This is a genomic window from Pseudarthrobacter sp. AB1 (assembly GCF_014926485.1).
GTDB lineage: Bacteria > Actinomycetota > Actinomycetes > Actinomycetales > Micrococcaceae > Arthrobacter.
On record NZ_PZKO01000057.1, the window covers coordinates 1 to 19,515 of the forward strand.

The window sequence follows — 19,515 nt, forward strand, 5'->3', positions numbered from 1 at the left end:
AGATTATGGAGAGTCTGCAGGACCATGACCGAAGCGATCACGTCCGCCGGGGTCGAGGGGCGGCCGCGCCCGGAGGCGAACAGGTCTGCGAACGCGTCATCGGGGAACAGTTCGTGCCGGTGCTCGGCGAGGAACCTGAACACCGAACCGGCCGGGAGCATATGCCCGGCCAGAGCATCGACATCCAAAAGCTGACGCTGACCATCATCACGACCCTGCATAGATCCAGTCTTAACCAAATCCCGGAACGCTCAAGCAGGCGCGCCTTAAGCCCCCAAAATTATTCAGCGCCGTCCTAGGACGTGTTGACGAAGTGCATCCGCACAACCAGTGGTTGAGACGCCTGCAATCGCCGCTTACAGGCGGCCGGCATTAGCGGACAGCGGGGACAGCCCACCAAGAGCTGTTGTTCCGCTTGGTGCTTGGGCCGCAAGCTAGTCCGATGGCTTCATGACGGTTGACCACAGGATCAAAGGGGCCGCTTCGCGATTTCCGTCACCCACGACGGGCTGTCGATGCCTTGCTTCTTGTCGGTTGAGAGCCGGAGCCGGGCGGCACGAACAATCACACGCTCTTCCTGAGGGCCGATACTGCGATTTGAATCGCGTTGACCAACCGACGCCCTTTCGGCCAAGGCGCTCATGTCTCCGCGTCGCGGAGCGGCATCCTCCAGGCTTCAGCGATAATCAAGCTCTCCTCCTTGCCTGGAAGACTGCTCTCATTGAGGAGTTCCAATGCGGCGAGGCCGACCTCACGTCTCTTCGGATCATCCTCCAGGCTCGCTTCCAATGCCCATCGTGCTCGCGGCCACCAGTCTGACTGCCTTCCGGTCTTTGTCTTGAGATCCCGCAGCCGGAACCAGCCGATCGCCACGAAGAGGACGACTCCGAGGATGACGACCAGCGGCCCAACGGCGGCAACGATCTGCCACCACTCGGCGTCCGACTCATGAATGATGATGTCGATACGGCTCGGTGACGGCATCAGGTTCGCAGGACCAGCATAGGCGCCCAATTCATGCCTCCGAAGGGTCTAGGGCATCGATCCGTAGCACAGGCGAGGTCGTTCTGAGGGTAGGGATGTGGTCGTCGCGGACCTGGATCCAGTATTGGGCGGACGCCCCGACAGCACATGACTCGAGCATCAGCAGCTCAAGTGCTTCCCCGTCGCGACGCAGCTGCGAGAATCCCGCGTCGAGATAATCGACAAGTGGCGGGCCTGCGGCCATCTGCCGCTTAACCGTTCTGGCCTTCAGATCGAGCACATAGTGGCTGCCTGTGGCGGTCACCACGAGGTAGCGGCCCGCATCGTCGTTGTGTAGCTCCTGCACCATGGTGAGAGTGTACGTGCGGCCTGTGACACCGTCTCGGGGCCACCGGCAATGCGGAATACCGTGTCCGCGTGGCGGATGTACGGTGACTCCGACGAATCCATAAGGAGGAACTCACATGCACGTCGCCCAGGGTCTTCCTCATCGATTCTCGGGACGGCTCCGGGCCCAATGATCAGGTGGCAACTTCTGTCGGGTTCAACGCTTCTTGCCCCCCCCAACACGTGGTATGGACGCAACTTGCTTCATCCACGTGGCGATCTGGCGTTCGGCGACGTCTTCCATTGATGTGAGCTCCACACCGCCTCGACTGGCCCATCCCTCCGGTGTCACCGGCGGTAGGGGCTCGAGCGCCGGGCCATTCAGAAACGTGGGCTTGACCTAGCTGGTTGGTGTCGCTCAGGTGTGTTCTCCCAGTGGATCTGGATTGCGTGCCACCGATCAAGTGGGGCATTGCGTATTCGTAGCGGTAACGCCACGAATTTGCGGGATGGACGGAACACACCCGGCGAGCCACTCTTGGTTGACCGCTGCACCAACAAACCCCTGTGCTACAGCTGACAGGCTGCCTTGGAGGCGTGCTCCCTGAGGGCCACAAGTCGTGATCCGTACTCTCTGATCAGCATTGGAAGCCCGCTGCCGCCCAGCCACCACGGCGGCCTCCCGCCAGCCGGGAACCGAAGCATCCAGCCGCTCAACCCGGTCGAACCCCCAGCTTGCCTTCGCGGCTGCCGACGCGCTGTACATGCAGCTAGACGCCGAGGACCCGTTCCTGCTCGGTATCGAAGCCGTTGTGAGGCGCCCAAGTGTTGCCGGTAGCCAAGTACTCCGCGAGTTCGGCCATCCGGCGGCAGCCCACTTCAGGCCTTCCGGCGCCCGCCGCTGCGCTTCCGCCCCTCACGCCAGCCCGGCAGTGACTCATTCAGCTGTTCTTCCCTGGCCGGCTTGATCTTCCCGGTCCGATAATCGATTCGTTGCCCGTGCAGCCAGACGCCCAGAACCCGTTCCTGTTCCGTGGCGGCCTTCTTGTGCAACGGCCAGTCGTTGCCCGCGGCACGGTACTCCACAAGCTCGGCGAGGCGCTGGTCCCAGCGGGCGTTGTTGCGGTCCGCCGGGCGCGGGACCGTGTCCCAGCCAGGGAGGATGCTCAGGGCTGCCCTGTAGGCGGGGGAGAGGGTGCCGTCCGCTGCTTCCTGCCGGCGACGGTGCAGCCACACGCCGAGAGCCCGTTCCCTGGCTGTCCGCCCTCCGGTTGTGGGCTGCCGCCCCTCGACCTGGTGGAACGCTACGACGTCGGCCAGGTTCTGTGCGCCGGCCGCAGTCCTCCGGGTAGTCTTTCCGGCCGCTGACTTATGTGCGCCACGAAGCCCTGGGTCTGCCTTGGTCGCTAGGGTGAGGTGGTACCTCACGGTGCTCTCGGCGGCCCCCACGGTGGCGGCGATCCTGGGGGAAGTGATGCCCTGCCGGTACATCAGGACCCATTCCGGATCCGGGGCGGCGCGGTGCTTTATGGTCATCGCGTCACAGTCTACTGAGACTATCGGGACCCGTCGGCTGTGGCAGACATGCGGCGGGGGTGGGTTCCTGCTGTTTGAGCCGGTCTTGACGCAGTGGCCATACACTCACGACATGACTGCCCTGACTGTCCGTCCCCCGTTTCGATCGCTCTTGGCGCTGGACCTTCGCACCGGCATCCTGCTGCTCGCCCTGTTCGGTATCGTGCGCGTGGGCCTTGTCCTGCAGGCGAATTACCGGCAGCTATCAGGCCGTCAGCGTCGTGTTCGTGGCGATGATCGCGCTGCCCTTCATCCTCTTGACCAAGGAAGGGCGTCAACGCATCGGTCTGGTCCGTCCCACACGGCGGCGCTGGATAGTGCCGGCCGCAACAGCGGGCGTGGCCATGGCGCTGGGGCTGCACGCAGGCGCGACCGCGCTTTGGGGCCACAGCCTCTCGCACCCGTTCACGTACATTGCGTTGTCCTACTCGAGCGTGCCGGCCACACCGTCGGAAGACGACCGGCTCATCTACTTCATCATTTTCGCGGTCATCGGAATGCTCTTCAGTCCGATCGGGGAAGAGGTGCTGTACCGCGGAGTCGCCCACGAGAGCTTCGCCGCGACTCTCGGGGACCGTCGGGCGGCACTCATCGATGCTGCAGCTTTCGCCGTCACCCACCTGGCGCACTTCGGCCTGGTCTTTGTTGGCGGCGCCTGGGCGTTCCTGCCGCTGCCTGCGCTGTTCTGGGTGACGGCCATGTTCGTGGCGTCCCTGGTGTTCTACGGCTTCAGGAAGCTCACGGGCTCATTGATGGGGGCAGTGGCCGCCCACGCCGGCTTCAACCTCGCCATGAACTGGGCCATCTTCTACGCGATCCTCCCTTAGTACGGGCTGCCGCTGCCGGGCAAAGCGGTGTCCTGCCGCAGTGACCGATCAGTCAGAAGCTGTGGCCACTACAGGCGTGGCTTTCTTGCCGCCGCCCAGTGTGGTCTTGATGTTGACCTTGGAGGTGTACGAGATGGAGCCGTATGGGAAGAGCCGGACGGTCAGGTGAAGCCATGCACGATGATCGCCTGCGGATTCGAGAAGATCAGGGACACGGCGTAGAACGGGATGAAGATCAGAACTGTTCCTTGAGCAACGTCCGGAAAAGTAGAGGCTGACCCGCGACGGACGAAGCCGGGAACCACCGCCAGCGTCGCCTGGCGGGTAAGTGATACCGACCTCAACAGCGGCAGCATCTCATATGACTCCGGGCCGTCCAGCTCCGTAGCGCGCGGTGTGTGGCACTACTCCGTCGAAGCCCAATACCGGGTCCCCGGATCGACCAACGTGTGGAGCTCCGCCTCGGTCCCACTCAGCGTCACCTGCTGAGCGTTCCAGCCACAGTGCCGCTTCCGACCATCCCCCGGGTCGGCGTCAGCTACTTGTCTTGAAGGCGGGCGTTCCGGCGAGTCTGCCGCCGTCGACGGTGAGGGTGGTGCCCGTGACGAACGAGGATTGGTCCGAGCACAGCCAGAGAGCTGCGGCGGCAACATCGTTTGGTTTACCGATTCGGCCCAGCGGGACTGACGCGGCCACGCGGTCCTGCGCCGCCTGCCCTGCCGCCGCGAGCCGGTCGGTGAGGATCGGGCCGGGAGCGATCGCATTGACCCGGATCCCGTGCGCGGCGTAGTCAAGGGCAGCGACGCGGGTGAGGCCGGCGACTCCGAACTTGCTGGCGGTGTAACCGCTGAGGCCGGCGACACCTTGTTCGCCTGCGGTGGAGGACATATTCACGATCGACCCACCGTGGCCTGTCGCGAGCATGAGCTCGATTTCGTACTTCAGGCACAGGAAGACCCCGTGAAGGTTCACCGCAATGGCACTGTCGAAGTCCTCGCTCGCCCATTCGTGCAGAGGCGCCGGAGGACGTCCGCCGCCTGCGGCATTGTTCACCGCAGCATCGAGCCGGCCGAACCGCTCACGGATCCCGGCCAGAAGGTTCTTCACCGACTCTTCATTTGTGACGTCGGCGGGCATGGCCGTGGCCTGCCGTCCGGAGGACGCCAGCGCCTGGACCTGGGTCGCCAGGGCATCTCCGTCGCGGGCGGTCAGGATGACGTGTGCGCCTGCGTCTGCCAAGGCGGCGGCGATCGCGGCCCCGATGCCGCGGCTGGCCCCGGTGACGAGGGCGACCTTTCCGGACATCATGCGGGTGGGCTCGATTAACGACATGGCCTGCTCCTTTGGTGGGGACTGAGCGCCACGACGTCTTCCATCTCAGGATCGTGCTCATCGGCCGGCGCCCCATGGTCCATGACGCCGAGCAGGTCATGGCTGTTCAGGCACGCCGTCACTTCCGCGCGGAGGCGGGCGTCGTCCTGGGTGATGGCTTCCATGGCGCCAGTCTAGGGGGTCTTCCTCGTCTTCATGGGCGGACCTGGAGCTTTGAGAACCGGGGCACTAGGGCGACGTCACGGCCGAGAATCCTGATGGCCTCCATGGCGACCACAAGCGATACAGCTTCGCCCCGTTCCAAGGTGGGTGTGACAAGCCGGGTGCTGGCGCCCGGCGGTGCCGTACACATAGAATCCGAACTTAATTGCCGATAGAAAGACCCCCGTGAAGCAGAGTATTTTCGCCCGTGTTGCCCAGCTGGCCAAGGCCAACCTGAACGCCCTCCTGGACTCCGCGGAAGACCCGCAGAAGATGCTGGACCAGATGGTCCGGGACTACTCGGAGAACATCCGTGAAGCCGAGGCCGCCGTCGCCCAGACCATCGGCAACCTCCGCATGGCCGAGGACGATCACGCCCGCGCCGTGAACGACGCCAACACCTGGGGCCGCAAGGCCATCGCCGCCTCCCACAAGGCCGACGAGTTTCGGGCCGCCGGGAACAGTGTGGACGCCGACAAGTTCGATGCCCTCGCCAAGGTCGCCATCGGCCGGCAGCTGACCGCCGAATCCACTGCCAAGGCCCAGGAAACGGCCCTGGCCACTCAAAATGAGGTCGTCGATAAGCTCAAGCACGGCCTTGACCAGATGAAAGGCAAGCTCGGTGAGCTGACCGCCAAGCGCAACCAGCTCGTCAACCGGGCCCGCGTCACCGCCGCACAGTCCCAGGTCCACGACGCACTCAAGGCCTTGGACGCCGGAGACCCGACCTCAGCCATCGGCCGGTACGAGGAGAACGTCCGCCGCCAGGAAGTCACCGTCCGAGGGCAGCAGGAACTCGCCGCCTCATCCCTGGACGCCAAGTTCGCCTCCCTGGAAGACCTCGGGGAGCAGACCGAAGTGGAAGCCCGGCTCGCCGCGCTCAAGTCCATGGACCGGAAGGCCATCGACTACTAGGGGTAACTCCCTAGCCCCACCGCCGACACGAGTCGCGGACCTGGCCGGATGAGGGACCCCGCCCGCCGCTGAGACGCCGACGCCCATGTATGAGGGCCGGCTTCACGGCCTAGGGAAGGACTTCTGATGGTTACCACCCCTCCGGTCAAAGCACCCATCCCGCGGCGGCGAATGCACCCAACGAGGCGGATCTCCCTGACCGCCGGCATACTGTAGGTGCTCACGTTCGTCTCCATCCCCACCCTCGCGCTCTACAAGCCCGTCAAGGATGACGCCGGCGCCTTCATCCTGGGCGCCGGAAGCACCACCGCACTACAGTGGGGTGCGCTGTCCGAGGTCACCGTCGGCCTGGCCGGCATCAGCACCGCAGTCGTGCTGTACCCGGTGACCAAGCGGATCAGCCAAACCGCGGCACTGGGGTTGGTGGCCGCCCGACTCCTGGAGACCTGCCTCATCTTCGTCAGCGTCACCAGCCTGCTCACGATCACGACGCTGCGAAACGACGCTGCCGGGGCGGACGCTGCCTCGCTGGTCACGATCGGCCACAGCCTGATCGCCACCTACAACTGGACGTTCCTGCTCTCACAAAGCCTGATGCCCGTTGCATGCGACCTGCTCCTGGGCTACATGTTCTACCGCTCCGCCCTCATCCCGCGCATCCTCCCGATCATCGCATTCATCGGCGCCCCACTGCTGCTGGCCTCCGACATCGCGGTCTTCTTCGGCGCCTACTCCCAGGTGTCCCCGACCGCCGTTCTAGCCGCTCTGCCCGTCGCCGTGTTCGAACTATCCTTAGGCATCTGGCTGATCGTCAAAGGCTTCAAGCCAACGCCACTGACCGCCGACAACACAGCAACCGGTAGCGATCACCCCGAAACCCAACCAACGGTCCAACCATGAACACCAGCACCGCGAACACCCCCACCACCCTCCGCCCGGACCCGCAGTCAGCGAACTGACACGATCCCAACCAACCCCAGACTAAGGAGGGCAAGTTGTCCTCTTCAAGGTTGCCGGGAGCCGCTTTCCCGGAAGCAGCAACTGGCTGGTAGTTGACCCGAAGCTGCCTCTTCCGCTGTGTGGCCGGGCAGGCATCCAAAGTGCCCCGCTGGGATCGGAAGCTTTCGTTGACGGGTTGTTGATCAGGAGCTCCTGCGGCGTCCCAGCTGCAGCAAATAGCGCTGACTGTCGGTTGATAGATACCTGGAGTTGAGTTGCTGCCCTCGCCGTTCCACCTTGAGGACACGCCCGCCGGCTCCACAGGAGCGTCAGTGCCCGGGAGCAGCTACATACCAGGGCTTTCTCCGCGCGGGGAATCCGTGTACGCTGTGTACACGGAATCTTTACCAGGAGGAACCCCTTGACTGCCATGGCCCATTTCCCGACTCTTCGCTCCGGGCGGGAACACCTCAAGGATGTACTGGACGCTGCGGCCAGCGGCCGCCCGGCCTCCATCAGCCGGGACGACGTACGCATCTCAGCGGTAGACGCCGCACGGCTAGTGGAATTCATGGCGAAGGTTCGCCCTGCCAACGCCCAACTGGTTCCGGAAGCCGGTGGGTGGAGCGTCTTCCTGCCTGGCCTGCCGATAGCCGCCGACGGTGCGACCTACGACGAGGCCCTCGATGAAGCAGTCCTGGCGCTGCGCGACTACGCCGACGCATGGACCGAGCGTCTAAGGCTTGCTCCCAACCACGCCAACAACTGGGGCCTGGTGCAGCTCGTTGAGGCGGCGACTGACGAGCGTCTTAAAGCCTGGCTGGTCGGGGAGTGAAGTACCCGCCGACAACCCGGAGAGACCACGAGCAGTTCTGTGTCACCGAGAAGTGGGAGCGTCGCAAGACGGCCACAGGAAAGACGGGTACGCATCACCACAACTATGAGCTGGCCCTGCACGATGGCCGGATCCTCATCACCCGCATCAGCCACCCGGTTGATCGTTCGGACTACGGCCCGGACCTGTGGGGCCACATCCTGCGCGAGCAGATCGAGGTCGATAACGCCGCCTTCTGGGATTGCGTGAAGAACGGTGTGCTGCCGGACAGAGGCAGGCAGACCGAGGCGCCCCCGAATGCCATCCCCGCCGGAGTCGTCTCCATCCTCATCGGCACGTTCCACCTGCCTGAGGAGGAGGTAAAGGGGATGACGGCCACCGAGGCGATCGCCAGGATGGGTGAACTCTTCTCGAAGCCGGCCGAGGATGGCGACGCCGAAGCCGTCAAGGTCTAGCTGACCGGCTTGATCTTGCGGCCCCAAGCGGTGAGCGAGATACGGAGCAACGCACACATGGAGTCAATGACTCAGATCTCCGTACCAACCCTCAACGTCTACCTGCCCGGCCACGAGCACCTCGTACCGGGACTGCCGGAGGAGCGCCGCGTCCTGACGGCAGATGCCAGGGACAACCTCCCCAAAGGAACCATCACCATCGGCGCCGACGACTGCTTTGCCGTCGCGGATGGGCTGGGAGGGTTTCATGACGTGGGCCTGGAAGGGACCTACTCGGCCGAAGACAGTGTGGTCCTTCCCGCTTACATCATTGCCGGTCCCAGCCTGCCAACTCTGATCCCCGGCCCGGGGGCGGTCATCTCCAGCCAGGCCGAGGTGGACCAGGTCAGCTTCGGGTTCCATGCAGTTGACGCCAACGGATCCCTGTTCAGCTGGGAATGGCTCGACAACTGGGAAGCCTTTGGGCCGATGATCTGGGAGACGGCCGGCCAGAAAGGCGTAGCGTTGCCGGTCTTCCCCATCGACGCATGGCTCTAAACCTCTCGTGGTGCTCCAGCGGCGGATGCGGCTAGCACACCAACCTGCACCTAAGGCTCGGCTCCGAATGGATGTGGCAGCGGGCTGGCGTGGGATCTGCTGAGGACCCTGCCAAAGGGCGGGGAGCTCGACGGCGATGAACTGGACCGCCGGCCTTCCCGTAGGGCTGACGCCCTAGACTTCAAAAATGACCCAACTGGAATGGAACCGGCGTTCCGAATGGCCGCTGACCGCGGCGGCGCTGATCTTTCTGGCCGCCTACTCCGTTCAGGTGATCACCAACACCGAGTCCCTCCTTGTTGAAATCCTCATCTGGGTGACTTGGGCGGTATTCGTCCTGGACTACGTGGTGAACCTGGCCCTTGCGCCGCAACGTGGACGCTGGTTCGTCAGGAATCTGCACGAGCTCGCCATCGTGGCACTGCCTGCACTTCGGCCGTTGCGCCTGCTGCGGCTGGTCACCCTGCTCCGGGCCATGCACCGGGTTGGCGGCAACGCCCTCCGCGGCCGGGTCCTCACATACGTGCTTGGGGCCGCGGCGCTGCTGATCTACGTCGGCGCCCTGGCTGTCCTCGACGTCGAAGAAAACGCAGTCGGCTCCAACCTGACGACATTCGGGGACGCCATCTGGTGTGCGCTGACCACCATCACCACCGTCGGCTACGGCGACCACTACCCGGTCACCGTGCTGGGCCGCTGCGTCGCGGCAGGTCTGATGATCGGCGGTGTCGCCGTGCTCGGAGTTGTGACCGCCTCGGTCGCCTCCTGGATGGTGCAGACCGTCGCCGACGAAACCCAGGCCGAGATCGACGCTGCTGAAGCCCCTGTCCATCTGGAGCTGCAAAAACTCTCCGAGCAAGTGCAGCATCTGACAACGCTGCTGGAGGCGGCCCGGGATGGCCGTCAAGGGCAGATGCGGGAGGATTGAGCGCCGGCCGCCGGCAGAGGGTTAGCCGCCGGCCCGACTAAACCGAGTGCTGGGAAAGCCGCTCGGCGACGGGTTGCGGCACGAACCGACGCCCATGGCGGGGGGAACCCGCGTGGAGTCTCACGGACTCTAGTTTGATGAGGTACATCGCAACTGGCCGATTTCCCGGTGTTCTGGGGCGCTGAATGTCTCACCCACCCTGTATCAAGGGAATGTCTTGAGACTCCTTAAGGAACTATAAGACGAGACGGAAGGGGACCGGCAATGAAACTCGGCTACGCAAGGATCAGCACCAGCGACCAGAACGCGTCCATGCAGGTTCAGGCGCTGATGGAGGTAGGAGTCGCCAGAGAGCGAATCTTCATCGACGAAATGTCAGGAGCAAAGGCTGCCCGGGAACGGCCCCAGATGGTCAAGCTGCTGGAGTATGCCCGCGAGGGTGATGAGATCTTCGTGTGGCGTATCGATCGCCTGGGCCGCTCTCTCGTGGACGTCGTGAACACCGTGCAGGACATCACCGACAGAGGTATCAGCCTGCACTCGATCATGGACGGGGTAGATCCTTCGACCTCCCATGGTCGATTACAGCTGGCCTTGTTCGCCAGCTTGGCCCAGTACGAACGTGAGCTGATCAACGAGCGGGTCCGCTCCGGGGTGATGGCCGCCAAGGCCCGCGGAGTGAAGTTCGGCAAGCAGGGCCCTAGGCCGGAGACCATCGAAACCAAGGTCCGGCTGGTCCGACAACTACTCTCCGAGGGCAAGAACGCCGAGGAAGCAGCCGAGGCAGTCCACTGGTCCCGGGCCACCATGTACCGCTACCTAAAGCAGTACGGCGCCGACACCACTGCGGACCAGGATCACGTCAGCCACGGCAGGGGACGGTGTCCCAGTACGCGGAGAAGCAGAAGCTGCCTGCCAGGGGGTGATTCAACGGAATGCCGGGCCCTACCGTACCCTCGGCCCAACAGTTAGTGTTGGGGAATGGAGAAGCAGCGGAGAGCCGCCGAGCAAACTGTCATTGTGAAAAGTGGCGGCAAAGAAACGCGTGTCGTCGTCCGCAACGGGGTTGTGCTGCTTCCCAAAGGGTTCAAAGCCGTGAGCCCCCGTGTCCAATCACGGAGCAGGACTACAGCCAAGCAAGCCAGCGTGAACTTGGGCGGGCTGAAGGAGGCTCCGGATTACGGTCCGCGTGCGGTCACCCACAGGTTGATCAGCGCCCTCGGCAATAACGCAGTGGCAGCACTTCTCGGGGTGAACAAGGACCGTCCCGGCCGGTGGGAGGCCGGTCAGGACTCACCCAACGAGGAGAACCGCGCGCAACTGGCTGACCTGGACGCCCTCGTCGGTCACCTGCACAGTGCGTTCACTCCTGCCCAGGCGAAGCTGTGGCTCGAAGGCCAGGACCCCTATCTGGGGGCCAGGCCCATCGACGTGTACCGGCTCGAAGGTGCGGCGCCATTGCTTGAGGCGATCCGGGCCTTCGAGCAGGGAGCGTTCGCGTAGGTGGATTTCTGGCGCGTACTGAACTGGCACCCTTCCGCGACCGACCCGGCCTCAAACGGGCATCCGCTCTATATCTGGCCACGGCAAGGCGCCGGCCGAGTCGACGACCCCGACCGAGGTTACAAAGTGCTCTACGTCGGCGACACTGCGGAGGGTGCGGTTGCCGAGGCTTTTGGCAGATACTCGGCCTGGACTTCGGACATCCTGGCGCCGCCGCCGGGCACGCCCTACGGCACCAGGAAGGCCCTGGTGAAGTACACCGGCGAGCCGGCCATCCTGGACCTGGACGACCCGGAGGTACTGCTTGAATGGTCGCTGCGACCCAGCAGCGTCGTCTCGCGCGACCGGGACTCGACCCAGCAATGGGCTCGTTCCATCCATGACACCGGTGACTACGCTGGTCTCTCCTGGTGGTCCTTCTACGAGCCCCGTTGGGCCAGTCTTGGGCTCTGGGACACCTCCGGGCTGACCGTCGCGGGACCCCCTGAACCGCTCACCATGGACCACGATGCCGTTCAGGAAGCGGCAGCCCTGATCCGCAGGGTCATCAGCTAGTAGTACTTAGTTAGGTCGGCGTGGCGGCTTTTAATCCCTGACCGATCCTGTTAATTTTCGAGGCATGAAACCGGATGAGCTTGCCGAGACCAAAGCGGAGCTGGAAGCGTTTGTGGCGGACGTGTTTGCTTCGCTGCCGCGGACGGATCAGCGGAACAAGGGGAACCTGTATCTGCACGGTCTGATGCTGGACGGGCGGCGAAAATCGATGCAGCCGATGGGCGAACGGCTCGGGGTCGATTACCAGCAGCTGCAGCAGTTCGTCTCGTCCTCGCCGTGGAAGCCCGAGCCGGTCCGCCGGGTCCTGGTGCGCAAGGCCGTGGAGGTGATCGGCCCCGACGCGTGGGTGGTCGACGATTCCGGGTTCAAGAAGGACGGCGGCTCCTCGCCGTGCGTCGCGCGGCAGTATTCGGGCACCCTGGGCAAGATCGGCAACTGCCAGATAGCCGTCAGCATCCACGCGGCCACCGACCAGGCCTCCTGCCCCTTGGACTGGCGGCTCTATGTGCCCGAAGCCTGGGATGACACCTGCGCGGACACGAACGCCCAAGCCGAAATGATCGCCGCCCGCCGGGCCAAGGCGCAGATCCCCGAACTCCAACGCCATCGTACGAAGTGGGCGATGGCGTTGGAGATGATCGACGAACTCCGCGCCTGGGGCTACCGTCCCCCGATCATGGTCGGGGACGCCGGCTACGGGGAGATCACCGCGTTCCGGTCCGGACTCAGCGAACGGGCGATCCCCTACATGGTCGCCGTCAAGCACTCCACAACCGCGCACCTCCAAGACGCTCCCATCGACGTGCCCGACTACGCCGGCAAAGGCCCCCGCTCACACCAGCGCCGCTACTTGGACGCCCCCACATCACTCAAAGACCTCGTCATGGACGCCGGCCGCCGGAAGCTGCATCAGGTCACCTGGCGGCACGGCACCAAGTCCACCACCAACAACAAACACGCCTCGATGACCTCCCGGTTCATCGCACTGCGGGTCCGGGCAGCCAACCGCGACATCCCCCGCGCCGAGGACGGTTCCCTCCCCGCCGAGTGGCTGCTCGCCGAATGGCCCAAAGGCGCACCCGCACCCACCGACTACTGGCTCTCCACGTTGCCGGAGACGACACCGCTGAAGGAACTCGTCCGGATCGCCAAAATCCGGTGGCGCATCGAGCACGACTACCGCGAACTGAAAACCGGGCTCGGCCTGGACCACTTCGAAGGCCGCACCTGGCTCGGCTGGCACCACCACGCCACCCTCGTCACCGCCGCCCACCTCTTCATCACCACACTGCGCCTGACACGCCCAAAAGCGCCTGGGGCAGCCTGAGTCTCTACGGCATCCTCCGCGAGCTCCAACACCTCGTCGCCGCACGGACCGGATACTGCCCCTACTGCCACCCACGAGCCCCAACCTAACTAAGTACTACTAGGCGGTCCGCCAGGAATTCGATGGCCTCCGCATGGTGTAGCAACAGATCAGGCCGTGCAGAAGAGGTGCGTCGGCTACCTTGATGCGGCAGCGCCAAAAATCCCCGAAGGAGTCCCGCGGAGTAGGTCCGCGAAGCGCTTCTCGTCCTCCGATAGGCCGCATTATGCGACGCAACAGGGCCGGGAGAGGTGGGCTTGTGAGTAGCCGCAGCCCATCCGAAAGCATTTGCAGTGACGGCTGCGATAACCAAGTCATGCTTATGCGTATTACCTCAAATGGAGAACATTTTGGTTCTGCCATGCTGAAATAGACTAATGGCAGCCGAACCCATTTCTTATCCGGATCCTACCCCGACAACCATAAAAGAGCTGTACGGGTCCGCATTTCGCTGTGCTCAGCCAGAGTGTAGGAAACCTCTCTACAGACTAATCAATGAGACAGGAGACCGCGTTCTCAATAGCCAGGTTTGCCACATCTATGGCAAGAGCCCAAGCGGGCCCCGCTGGATTGAGATGGATCCAGAAGAGAACCGTAGCGCGTCGAATCTTCTCCTGTTATGCCGTGACCATCATGTGGAGGTCGACGATTACCCCGAAATCTACCCAGTGGAAGTGCTCCAGAGGTGGAAAAAGGGCCAGCTAGAGGAGTGCATTGCGGTCGCACAAGCATGGACCGGTCTTACTGACCAAGAGGTCGACTTGATTCTGTCGTCGATCACATCAGAGGAAGTCCGTTCCGACGCGCTCTTGAGGCTCATCCGCGCTGTTGCAACGCTCAGGCTCGCCTCATTGGACGCCCGTCAGGGACCTGCCGCGGTGGCCAGGGCGTGGAAGGACACCCAAGATGCCATGCGCCGCGCTCCCGTCGGCTGGGACGAGAGCGGGAACAGCGTCTATGCAGCTTTATCCCCTGTGAGGAACAACGAGTTTAAGCTCGCCCTTGAAGCAGCCCTTGCGGCTGCACGGGACGGCCTAAAACCCCTTGTGGACAGCGCAAAGATCGAGTTGGCAGCAGTGCGGGTCAGTCACCCTGGCGTCTCTTTATGGTGCGACTGGACGGCGAGTGCTGTCAGCAATGTCCTGACCGCTTCCGAGGAGTGGAGGCTGAACTCTTCGCTTCAAAACGATGCTCAAGTCGCCGAAGCCGCCGCAGAACTAGATAGAGCGGTCACGAACCTCGCCGATGCTGCTGCCGGCAAAAAGGATGTCGAAGGGCCGCCAGAGCCTGAGGAAGCAGTAGAGGAGATGTTGGTTCCTATGGAGGATCCGATGATTGTTCACCGCGAACTGCTTGATAAGGCTAGGCCACACAGCAGAGTAGATAGTCTTGCATACGATGCGGAACTTCGATCTGAGTTATCAGTCGCCGCAATTCTGGCCGCCACCATTCCTGAAACTTTCTCAAACCTCGCGATAGGCCTTCAGGCAACCGCGGGCCTAGCTGCAAGCGTAGCGAAGAATGCTGATACACAGGAGGTGTTGAGGCTAATTTCAGGGGACAAGGAAATTCGCCCCCTTTGCGTGGCGACCTCCATGCTGGCCGAGACTTATAGGCAGTTCATCAACACTGAACGATCTCACTTCGCTACGGAAGCGGAGAAGGAATTGATCGAGCTCTTTGCCTCCCAAGATTGGGCCAGTTCGGAGACTTGGGCTGGCAACCTTGTAAATGGCCGGGCCTTATTCGGCCCTGTGGCTTTTCTGACGTCGATGGAGCATGTTCGCGAGACTTTGGGCGAGGCGTTGCGACGCAATCCAAATATTATTGAGTTGCTCGTTGTTTCGTGTGCAACTTGGCGGCAGCAGCGTAGGAGTGATGATCCTTCCCAAATCGACTCGGTTGTCCGGGTCTATGCAGACCTACCGGAATGGTTTCCCCTTGAGGTCACAGTCTCGGAGCTGGGCAAACCCGGCCTGAATGGTTTAGCGTCCCGTGTGGAAGAGCCCTCTAACGCGGGGTTTTCCACTCTGGCTGACCAGCTTCTTGCACTCCGCCAGGCTCGTGAGAGCTGATAATTCACCCAGCGTCGCGTCCCCGGTACAGCGAGAAGCTCCCCTTGACTCCGGGATCTCGGTCCGGTTATGGCTCAGCGAAAGATCTCTATTATTCCCGTGACCTCGCGTTTAGGTCAGAGCGTTGCTCGTGCGAGATCAATAGACCCTTTCGCCCATGTTGTAATCCAGAGTCCTTCCTCCAGCGGGCCCTTTGGTAGAACTCCTAGGCCACGGAATATGTCCCCCTTTGTGATGGGCGGCTCGTAGACGGGAATCATCGCAGCCAAGGGCTGACGTTCCGTGCACGTCATGGTTGCACTACCCCTGACGCCGTCACCAAGATCTGTACCCTTCCGCTACTCGCCGGTGAAAATATCTCGTCTGCCTTCGTCGTCCCCACGGTGGCGTCCTGCATCGACCTCGTGGTCCACTGCAGCCGGCACGCCAACGGCCGCCGCCAAGTAACCGAGATCCTTTCCCTCGGCCGGCGGGTGGAAAACGGCATCATCGAATCCTCCATGGTTTTCGCCATGGAGGATGGCCAGCTGCAGCCGCGGGCCAACTCCATGCCCGCGGCGGAGAAGTTTTCCCGGGCAGGGTACGACGTCGCGGCGCTGCTGGAGCCGCGCTGATGGCGCCTCTGGTAGGGGTGCTTGCGGGCGCCGGGCTCTTCCTGATCTGGTGGTCGTTCTGGGAAAAGCCGGCAGCGCTGAAGCGCCGCCCGCGGGCCAGCCGCCTCGAGGACCTGCTGGCCTCCGCCGGAATCGAAAAGGTCACCGGGACGGGCCTCGTGGCCTCATGCTTGGGATTGGGCATATTTGTGGCTCTCATCCTCTTTGTGGTCAGCCGGTCATGGCCGATATCCGTCTGCTTCGGACTTTTCGGCGCCTGGCTGCCCGTCAGCATTGTCCGGTGGCGGGCGACCAGGAGAACTGCCGTCCTACGCCAGCTCTGGCCGGACGTGGTGGACCACCTGCGCTCGGCCATCCGCGCCGGGCTTTCACTGCCGGAGGCCCTGATCCAGCTGGGGGAGAAAGGCCCCGAGGAGCTTCGGCATGTTTTCCGGGACTTCGGAGCCGACTACCGCGCGGGCGGGCAGTTCGATGCCTCTCTTAATAAACTCAAGGACCGGCTGGCGGACCCGGTGGCGGACCGGATCGTCGAGGCACTCAGGCTGACCCGTGAAGTGGGCGGTTCGGACCTGGGGAAGCTGTTGGGCACCCTTGCGGAATTTCTCCGGGAAAATGCGCGGACACGCAGCGAGCTCGAGGCCCGGCAGTCCTGGACTGTCAACGCCGCCAGGCTCGCGGTTGCCGCCCCCTGGATCGTTATGCTCCTCCTGGCCACCAGGCCTGAAGCCGTGAACGCTTACAACACGCCCATGGGAGCCGGCGTCCTCCTCGGCGGGCTCGTGGTGTCGCTGGTCTGCTACTCCATCATGCTCCGCATCGGCGCCCTTCCGCAGGACGAACGGGTGCTGCGATGAACGGGATCTCGGCGGCTGCGATTGTGTGCGGCATCGTCCTCGGGACGGGCCTTTGGCTGATCTTCGTCCGGTTGCCCTTTATGCGGCCGCTCACCTTCGTCGAGCGCATCGATCCGCAGCTGAAATCGCAAAACCTTGAATCGCGGTTGCTGCGGGCCAGCGGACAGAACACCACGCCATTCGGACCGTTGGAACGGATCGTGCGTCCCCTGCTCCACGACGGACTCGCAGCCTTGGGGAAGCTGAACCTAGGGTCAAAGGCGCTGACCCGCAGGCTCGCCCAAGCCGGCATCAACAAATCACCCATAGATTTCCGGGCCGAACAGCTCCTCTGGGCCGCCGCTGGATTCGCCGCCGCCGTGGCGGCGGTGGTGCTGGGCGCGGCAGCCGGCCGGTTCAGTCCATTCCTCGCGGTTGTGGCCGTCCTCGGAAGCGCGCTCGGCGGCTTTCTCTTCCGTGACTTCTGGTTGGGCGTCCAAATCAGCAGGCGGGAATCCCGGATGATGGCGGAGTTTCCTAGCCTTGCCGAGCTCATGGCACTGGCTGTCGGTGCCGGTGAAAGTGCCACTGGTGCACTGGACCGCGTCTGCCGCAGTGCGAGTGGGGAGCTGGCCAAGGAGTTTTCCAAGATTCTTGCTGAGACCAGAGCGGGGAAACCGCTGGTGGAAGCGCTCAAGGAGTTTTCCTCGCGGACAGATCTGGGGCCGCTCGTCAGATTTGTCGACGGAATCATCGTCGCGGTCGAGCGGGGCACACCCTTGGCAGATGTGCTGAGGGCTCAGGCCCAGGACGTCCGGGACACCGCAAAACGGGACCTCATGGAGTCGGCGGGCAAGAAAGAAATTGCCATGATGGTTCCTTTGGTCTTTGGTGTCCTGCCCCTAACAGTGGTTTTCGCAGTGTTCCCCGGCATCGCGGCCATCAGCCTTGGACTTTAGCCATGAGCATCGCCAAGCCGTCACAGCCAATAACCGCCACATGACCTCCACCGCGTCATTTACACAAGGAACGGGACCGAAATGAAAAACATGGGAATCTCGGGCAGCCTGCTGCTCCTCGCTTTGCTGGCCGGCCTGTGGGCACGGACCAGTGAAACTGTGTCAGGCCGGAGGTACGCAGCGACAGATCCCGACGTGCCGGCCCAAGACCACCCGGAGCGCGGTGACGTGCCTGGTTGGGTGATGATCACCTTAATGTCCGCAGTCTTGGTGGCGGCGTTGCTGGCTCTCGCCGGCCCAGCCCTCGAAACGATGTTTAACCAGGCCATGGACAAGGTCGGAAAGTAAGTCATGCTGGGCGCCAGCCAGTGCATGCCCAGCCGGGAACCGTGCCGGTCCAGGGGCGGCGCTGAGCCGGGCTGGCGCACGGATGAACGGGGCTCTGCCGTCGTGGACTTCGTCCTGGTGGGCGGCCTGCTGACCATGTTTTTCCTGGCGATCATCCAGCTCACCCTGGTCCTGCACGTCCGCAACACACTGATCGACGCGGCAGCCTCAGGGGCACGTTATGGAACCCTCGCAGACCGGGGAGCGTCAGATGCCCAGGAACGGGCGGCGACGCTCATCGAGACTTCCCTGAATGCTGACTTCGCGCAGGACATCAGCACCACGGAAGTGACATTCCAGGGCCTGCGGACCCTGGAAGTGACCATCAAAGCTCCCATGCCCGTCATCGGGCTGATCGGCCCCCGGGACGTGCTGGAGGTGAAAGGGCATGCGGCCATCCAACCCTGAAAACCTGCAAACCCGTCTCCACCATAGATTCCAAGAAGCACTTGGCGAGGGATCGGAGGACGAAGGGAGCGCGGTGGTCGAATTCACGTTCCTCGCACTGCTCCTGATGGTCCCGCTGGTCTACTTCATCATTACCGTAGGCCAGATCCAGGGCGGGTCCTTTGCCGTAGTCGGCGCCGCTGACCAGGCCGCAAAGGTGTTCGTGGCCCAGCCGGATGCACCAGCGGCGCAGGCCGCCGCCGAACAGGCAGCCCTCATCGCCCTCGCGGACTTCGGTCACTATGCCGGGCAGGCAAGCGTATCCACCCGGTGCGACCCTGCTGACTGCCAGGCTGCGGGCACTGCCGTCACCGTCACGGTCAACCTCACTGTGCCGCTGCCCTTCGTGCCGTTCAACGAGGACTTCAGGCTCAAGGCCAGTGAAGTTGAAGCCTCGTCCACCCAACTGGTGGGCAGGTTCAGGTGACCCCAAAGATGACGCACGAAGCGATCCCTGAAACCCAACCCAGCGATTCAGGTGAAGACGGCCAGATGATCGTGATGATCATTGGCTACATCGCGGTGGCCCTGCTGGTGGTGACGGTTGTCATCGGCATTTCCAGCGTCTACCTCGAACACAAGCGGCTGTTGTCCCTGGCCGACGGCGCCTCGCTGGCCGCCGCCGACAGCTATACCTTGGGCGAGGTCGGGGGAGAGGGCGGAAGCCCCTCAGCCATATTGGGTTCTGGCCGTGTCCGCAGCGTTGCGGCCGACTTTATCGCCCGGAGCCCGTCGTCGGCCCGGTTCGACGGTTTAGCCGTTTCAGCGGGGACCGGCAGCCCTGACGGATCCACCGCCGTCGTGGTTCTCAGTGCTGTTGTCCACCCGCCGATAGCGAACTTCGTCGTGCCTGATGGGATCAGAATTGAAGCGGCCTCCACGGCCCGTTCCCGGCTCACGCGCTGACCGGACGCGGAGAAG

General features: G+C 63.4%; 24 protein-coding genes and 2 pseudogenes. 19 read left to right on the forward strand and 7 right to left on the reverse strand.

All coding sequences use genetic code 11. The features are described from left to right. The 4 genes and pseudogenes from DAD99_RS15625 to DAD99_RS15640 all read right to left on the reverse strand — a co-directional run. A pseudogene (locus DAD99_RS15625) lies at positions 1–221 on the reverse strand (IS5/IS1182 family transposase); the annotation flags it as partial. 418 nt (positions 222–639) lie between these two features. Next, positions 640–1,014: a hypothetical protein gene (locus DAD99_RS15630; protein ID WP_193342274.1), complete on the reverse strand. Its 375-nt coding sequence runs from the start codon at positions 1,012–1,014 to the stop codon at positions 640–642. Position 1,015: 1 nt separating this feature from the next. Further along, positions 1,016–1,333 carry a hypothetical protein gene (locus DAD99_RS15635; RefSeq protein WP_193342275.1) on the reverse strand — a complete coding sequence of 106 codons (318 nt, stop codon included), beginning with the start codon at positions 1,331–1,333 and terminating at the stop codon, positions 1,016–1,018. An 857-nt stretch (positions 1,334–2,190) separates the two neighbouring features. Beyond that, positions 2,191–2,847, reverse strand: a complete 657-nt coding sequence (locus DAD99_RS15640; protein ID WP_193342276.1) for a helicase associated domain-containing protein — start codon at positions 2,845–2,847, stop codon at positions 2,191–2,193. A gap of 272 nt (positions 2,848–3,119) precedes the next feature. Between DAD99_RS15640 and DAD99_RS15645 the strand changes: the two genes are divergently transcribed. After that, positions 3,120–3,713 carry a CPBP family intramembrane glutamic endopeptidase gene (locus DAD99_RS15645; RefSeq protein ID WP_227008111.1) on the forward strand — a complete coding sequence of 198 codons (594 nt, stop codon included), beginning with the start codon at positions 3,120–3,122 and terminating at the stop codon, positions 3,711–3,713. Positions 3,714–3,874: 161 nt separating this feature from the next. On the opposite strand, the gene DAD99_RS15650 is transcribed toward DAD99_RS15645, so the two are convergent. From DAD99_RS15650 to DAD99_RS15660, 3 genes are all read right to left on the reverse strand, one after another. Then, positions 3,875–4,057 (reverse strand): hypothetical protein, encoded by a 183-nt coding sequence (locus tag DAD99_RS15650; RefSeq protein WP_193342278.1) that lies wholly within the window; start codon positions 4,055–4,057, stop codon positions 3,875–3,877. A 190-nt stretch (positions 4,058–4,247) separates the two neighbouring features. Then, a complete protein-coding gene (locus tag DAD99_RS15655; RefSeq protein WP_193342279.1) occupies positions 4,248–5,045 on the reverse strand; it encodes an SDR family NAD(P)-dependent oxidoreductase in 798 nt (265 codons plus the stop codon). Next, positions 5,036–5,209 (reverse strand): hypothetical protein, encoded by a 174-nt coding sequence (locus DAD99_RS15660; protein ID WP_193342280.1) that lies wholly within the window; start codon positions 5,207–5,209, stop codon positions 5,036–5,038. Before DAD99_RS15660 ends, DAD99_RS15655 begins: the two co-directional genes overlap by 10 nt. Positions 5,210–5,432: 223 nt before the next feature. On the opposite strand from DAD99_RS15660, the gene DAD99_RS15665 reads away from it, so the two are divergent. The 18 genes and pseudogenes from DAD99_RS15665 to DAD99_RS15750 all read left to right on the forward strand — a co-directional run bounded on the left by DAD99_RS15665 (position 5,433) and on the right by DAD99_RS15750 (position 19,500). Then, complete coding sequence (locus DAD99_RS15665) at positions 5,433–6,161, forward strand: PspA/IM30 family protein (protein ID WP_193342281.1); 729 nt, start codon at positions 5,433–5,435, stop codon at positions 6,159–6,161. A 216-nt stretch (positions 6,162–6,377) separates the two neighbouring features. Continuing rightward, complete coding sequence (locus DAD99_RS15670; protein ID WP_309233319.1) at positions 6,378–7,061, forward strand: DUF4386 domain-containing protein; 684 nt, start codon at positions 6,378–6,380, stop codon at positions 7,059–7,061. A 460-nt stretch (positions 7,062–7,521) separates the two neighbouring features. Next, complete coding sequence (locus DAD99_RS15675; RefSeq protein ID WP_227008107.1) at positions 7,522–7,935, forward strand: type II toxin-antitoxin system HicB family antitoxin; 414 nt, start codon at positions 7,522–7,524, stop codon at positions 7,933–7,935. Further along, complete coding sequence (locus tag DAD99_RS15680) at positions 7,932–8,390, forward strand: cytotoxic translational repressor of toxin-antitoxin stability system (RefSeq protein WP_193342282.1); 459 nt, start codon at positions 7,932–7,934, stop codon at positions 8,388–8,390. The genes DAD99_RS15675 and DAD99_RS15680 overlap by 4 nt, the downstream gene beginning before the upstream one ends. A gap of 66 nt (positions 8,391–8,456) precedes the next feature. Further along, a complete protein-coding gene (locus DAD99_RS15685; protein ID WP_193342283.1) occupies positions 8,457–8,927 on the forward strand; it encodes a hypothetical protein in 471 nt (156 codons plus the stop codon). A gap of 187 nt (positions 8,928–9,114) precedes the next feature. After that, a complete protein-coding gene (locus tag DAD99_RS15690; protein WP_193342284.1) occupies positions 9,115–9,855 on the forward strand; it encodes a potassium channel family protein in 741 nt (246 codons plus the stop codon). A 264-nt stretch (positions 9,856–10,119) separates the two neighbouring features. Continuing rightward, on the forward strand, positions 10,120–10,827 hold the full coding sequence (locus DAD99_RS15695; protein WP_193342285.1) for a recombinase family protein: 708 nt from the start codon (positions 10,120–10,122) through the stop codon (positions 10,825–10,827). Between the two features lie 174 nt (positions 10,828–11,001). Beyond that, positions 11,002–11,358 (forward strand): hypothetical protein, encoded by a 357-nt coding sequence (locus tag DAD99_RS15700; protein ID WP_193342286.1) that lies wholly within the window; start codon positions 11,002–11,004, stop codon positions 11,356–11,358. Further along, positions 11,359–11,913: an RES family NAD+ phosphorylase gene (locus tag DAD99_RS15705; RefSeq protein WP_193342287.1), complete on the forward strand. Its 555-nt coding sequence runs from the start codon at positions 11,359–11,361 to the stop codon at positions 11,911–11,913. A 64-nt stretch (positions 11,914–11,977) separates the two neighbouring features. Continuing rightward, complete coding sequence (locus DAD99_RS15710; RefSeq protein WP_193342288.1) at positions 11,978–13,240, forward strand: IS701 family transposase; 1,263 nt, start codon at positions 11,978–11,980, stop codon at positions 13,238–13,240. 416 nt (positions 13,241–13,656) lie between these two features. After that, entirely contained in the window at positions 13,657–15,354 is a 1,698-nt protein-coding gene (locus DAD99_RS15715; RefSeq protein ID WP_193342289.1) for an HNH endonuclease signature motif containing protein, read from the forward strand. Between the two features lie 305 nt (positions 15,355–15,659). After that, positions 15,660–15,968 (forward strand): annotated as a pseudogene (locus DAD99_RS15720) (CpaF family protein); the annotation flags it as partial. Further along, on the forward strand, positions 15,968–16,822 hold the full coding sequence (locus DAD99_RS15725) for a type II secretion system F family protein (RefSeq protein WP_193342290.1): 855 nt from the start codon (positions 15,968–15,970) through the stop codon (positions 16,820–16,822). The pseudogene DAD99_RS15720 and the gene DAD99_RS15725, both read left to right, overlap by 1 nt. Continuing rightward, the gene (locus DAD99_RS15730) at positions 16,819–17,760 is read left to right on the forward strand and encodes a type II secretion system F family protein (RefSeq protein ID WP_193342291.1); all 942 of its coding nucleotides are present in this window, start codon (positions 16,819–16,821) and stop codon (positions 17,758–17,760) included. Before DAD99_RS15725 ends, DAD99_RS15730 begins: the two co-directional genes overlap by 4 nt. Before the next feature lie 81 nt (positions 17,761–17,841). Then, positions 17,842–18,108 carry a hypothetical protein gene (locus tag DAD99_RS15735; RefSeq protein ID WP_227008108.1) on the forward strand — a complete coding sequence of 89 codons (267 nt, stop codon included), beginning with the start codon at positions 17,842–17,844 and terminating at the stop codon, positions 18,106–18,108. A gap of 24 nt (positions 18,109–18,132) precedes the next feature. Beyond that, a complete protein-coding gene (locus DAD99_RS15740; protein WP_193342316.1) occupies positions 18,133–18,555 on the forward strand; it encodes a TadE family protein in 423 nt (140 codons plus the stop codon). Between the two features lie 73 nt (positions 18,556–18,628). Continuing rightward, positions 18,629–19,021 carry a hypothetical protein gene (locus tag DAD99_RS15745; protein ID WP_193342292.1) on the forward strand — a complete coding sequence of 131 codons (393 nt, stop codon included), beginning with the start codon at positions 18,629–18,631 and terminating at the stop codon, positions 19,019–19,021. Positions 19,022–19,029: 8 nt separating this feature from the next. After that, positions 19,030–19,500, forward strand: a complete 471-nt coding sequence (locus DAD99_RS15750) for a pilus assembly protein TadG-related protein (RefSeq protein WP_227008109.1) — start codon at positions 19,030–19,032, stop codon at positions 19,498–19,500. Positions 19,501–19,515: the final 15 nt, after the last annotated feature.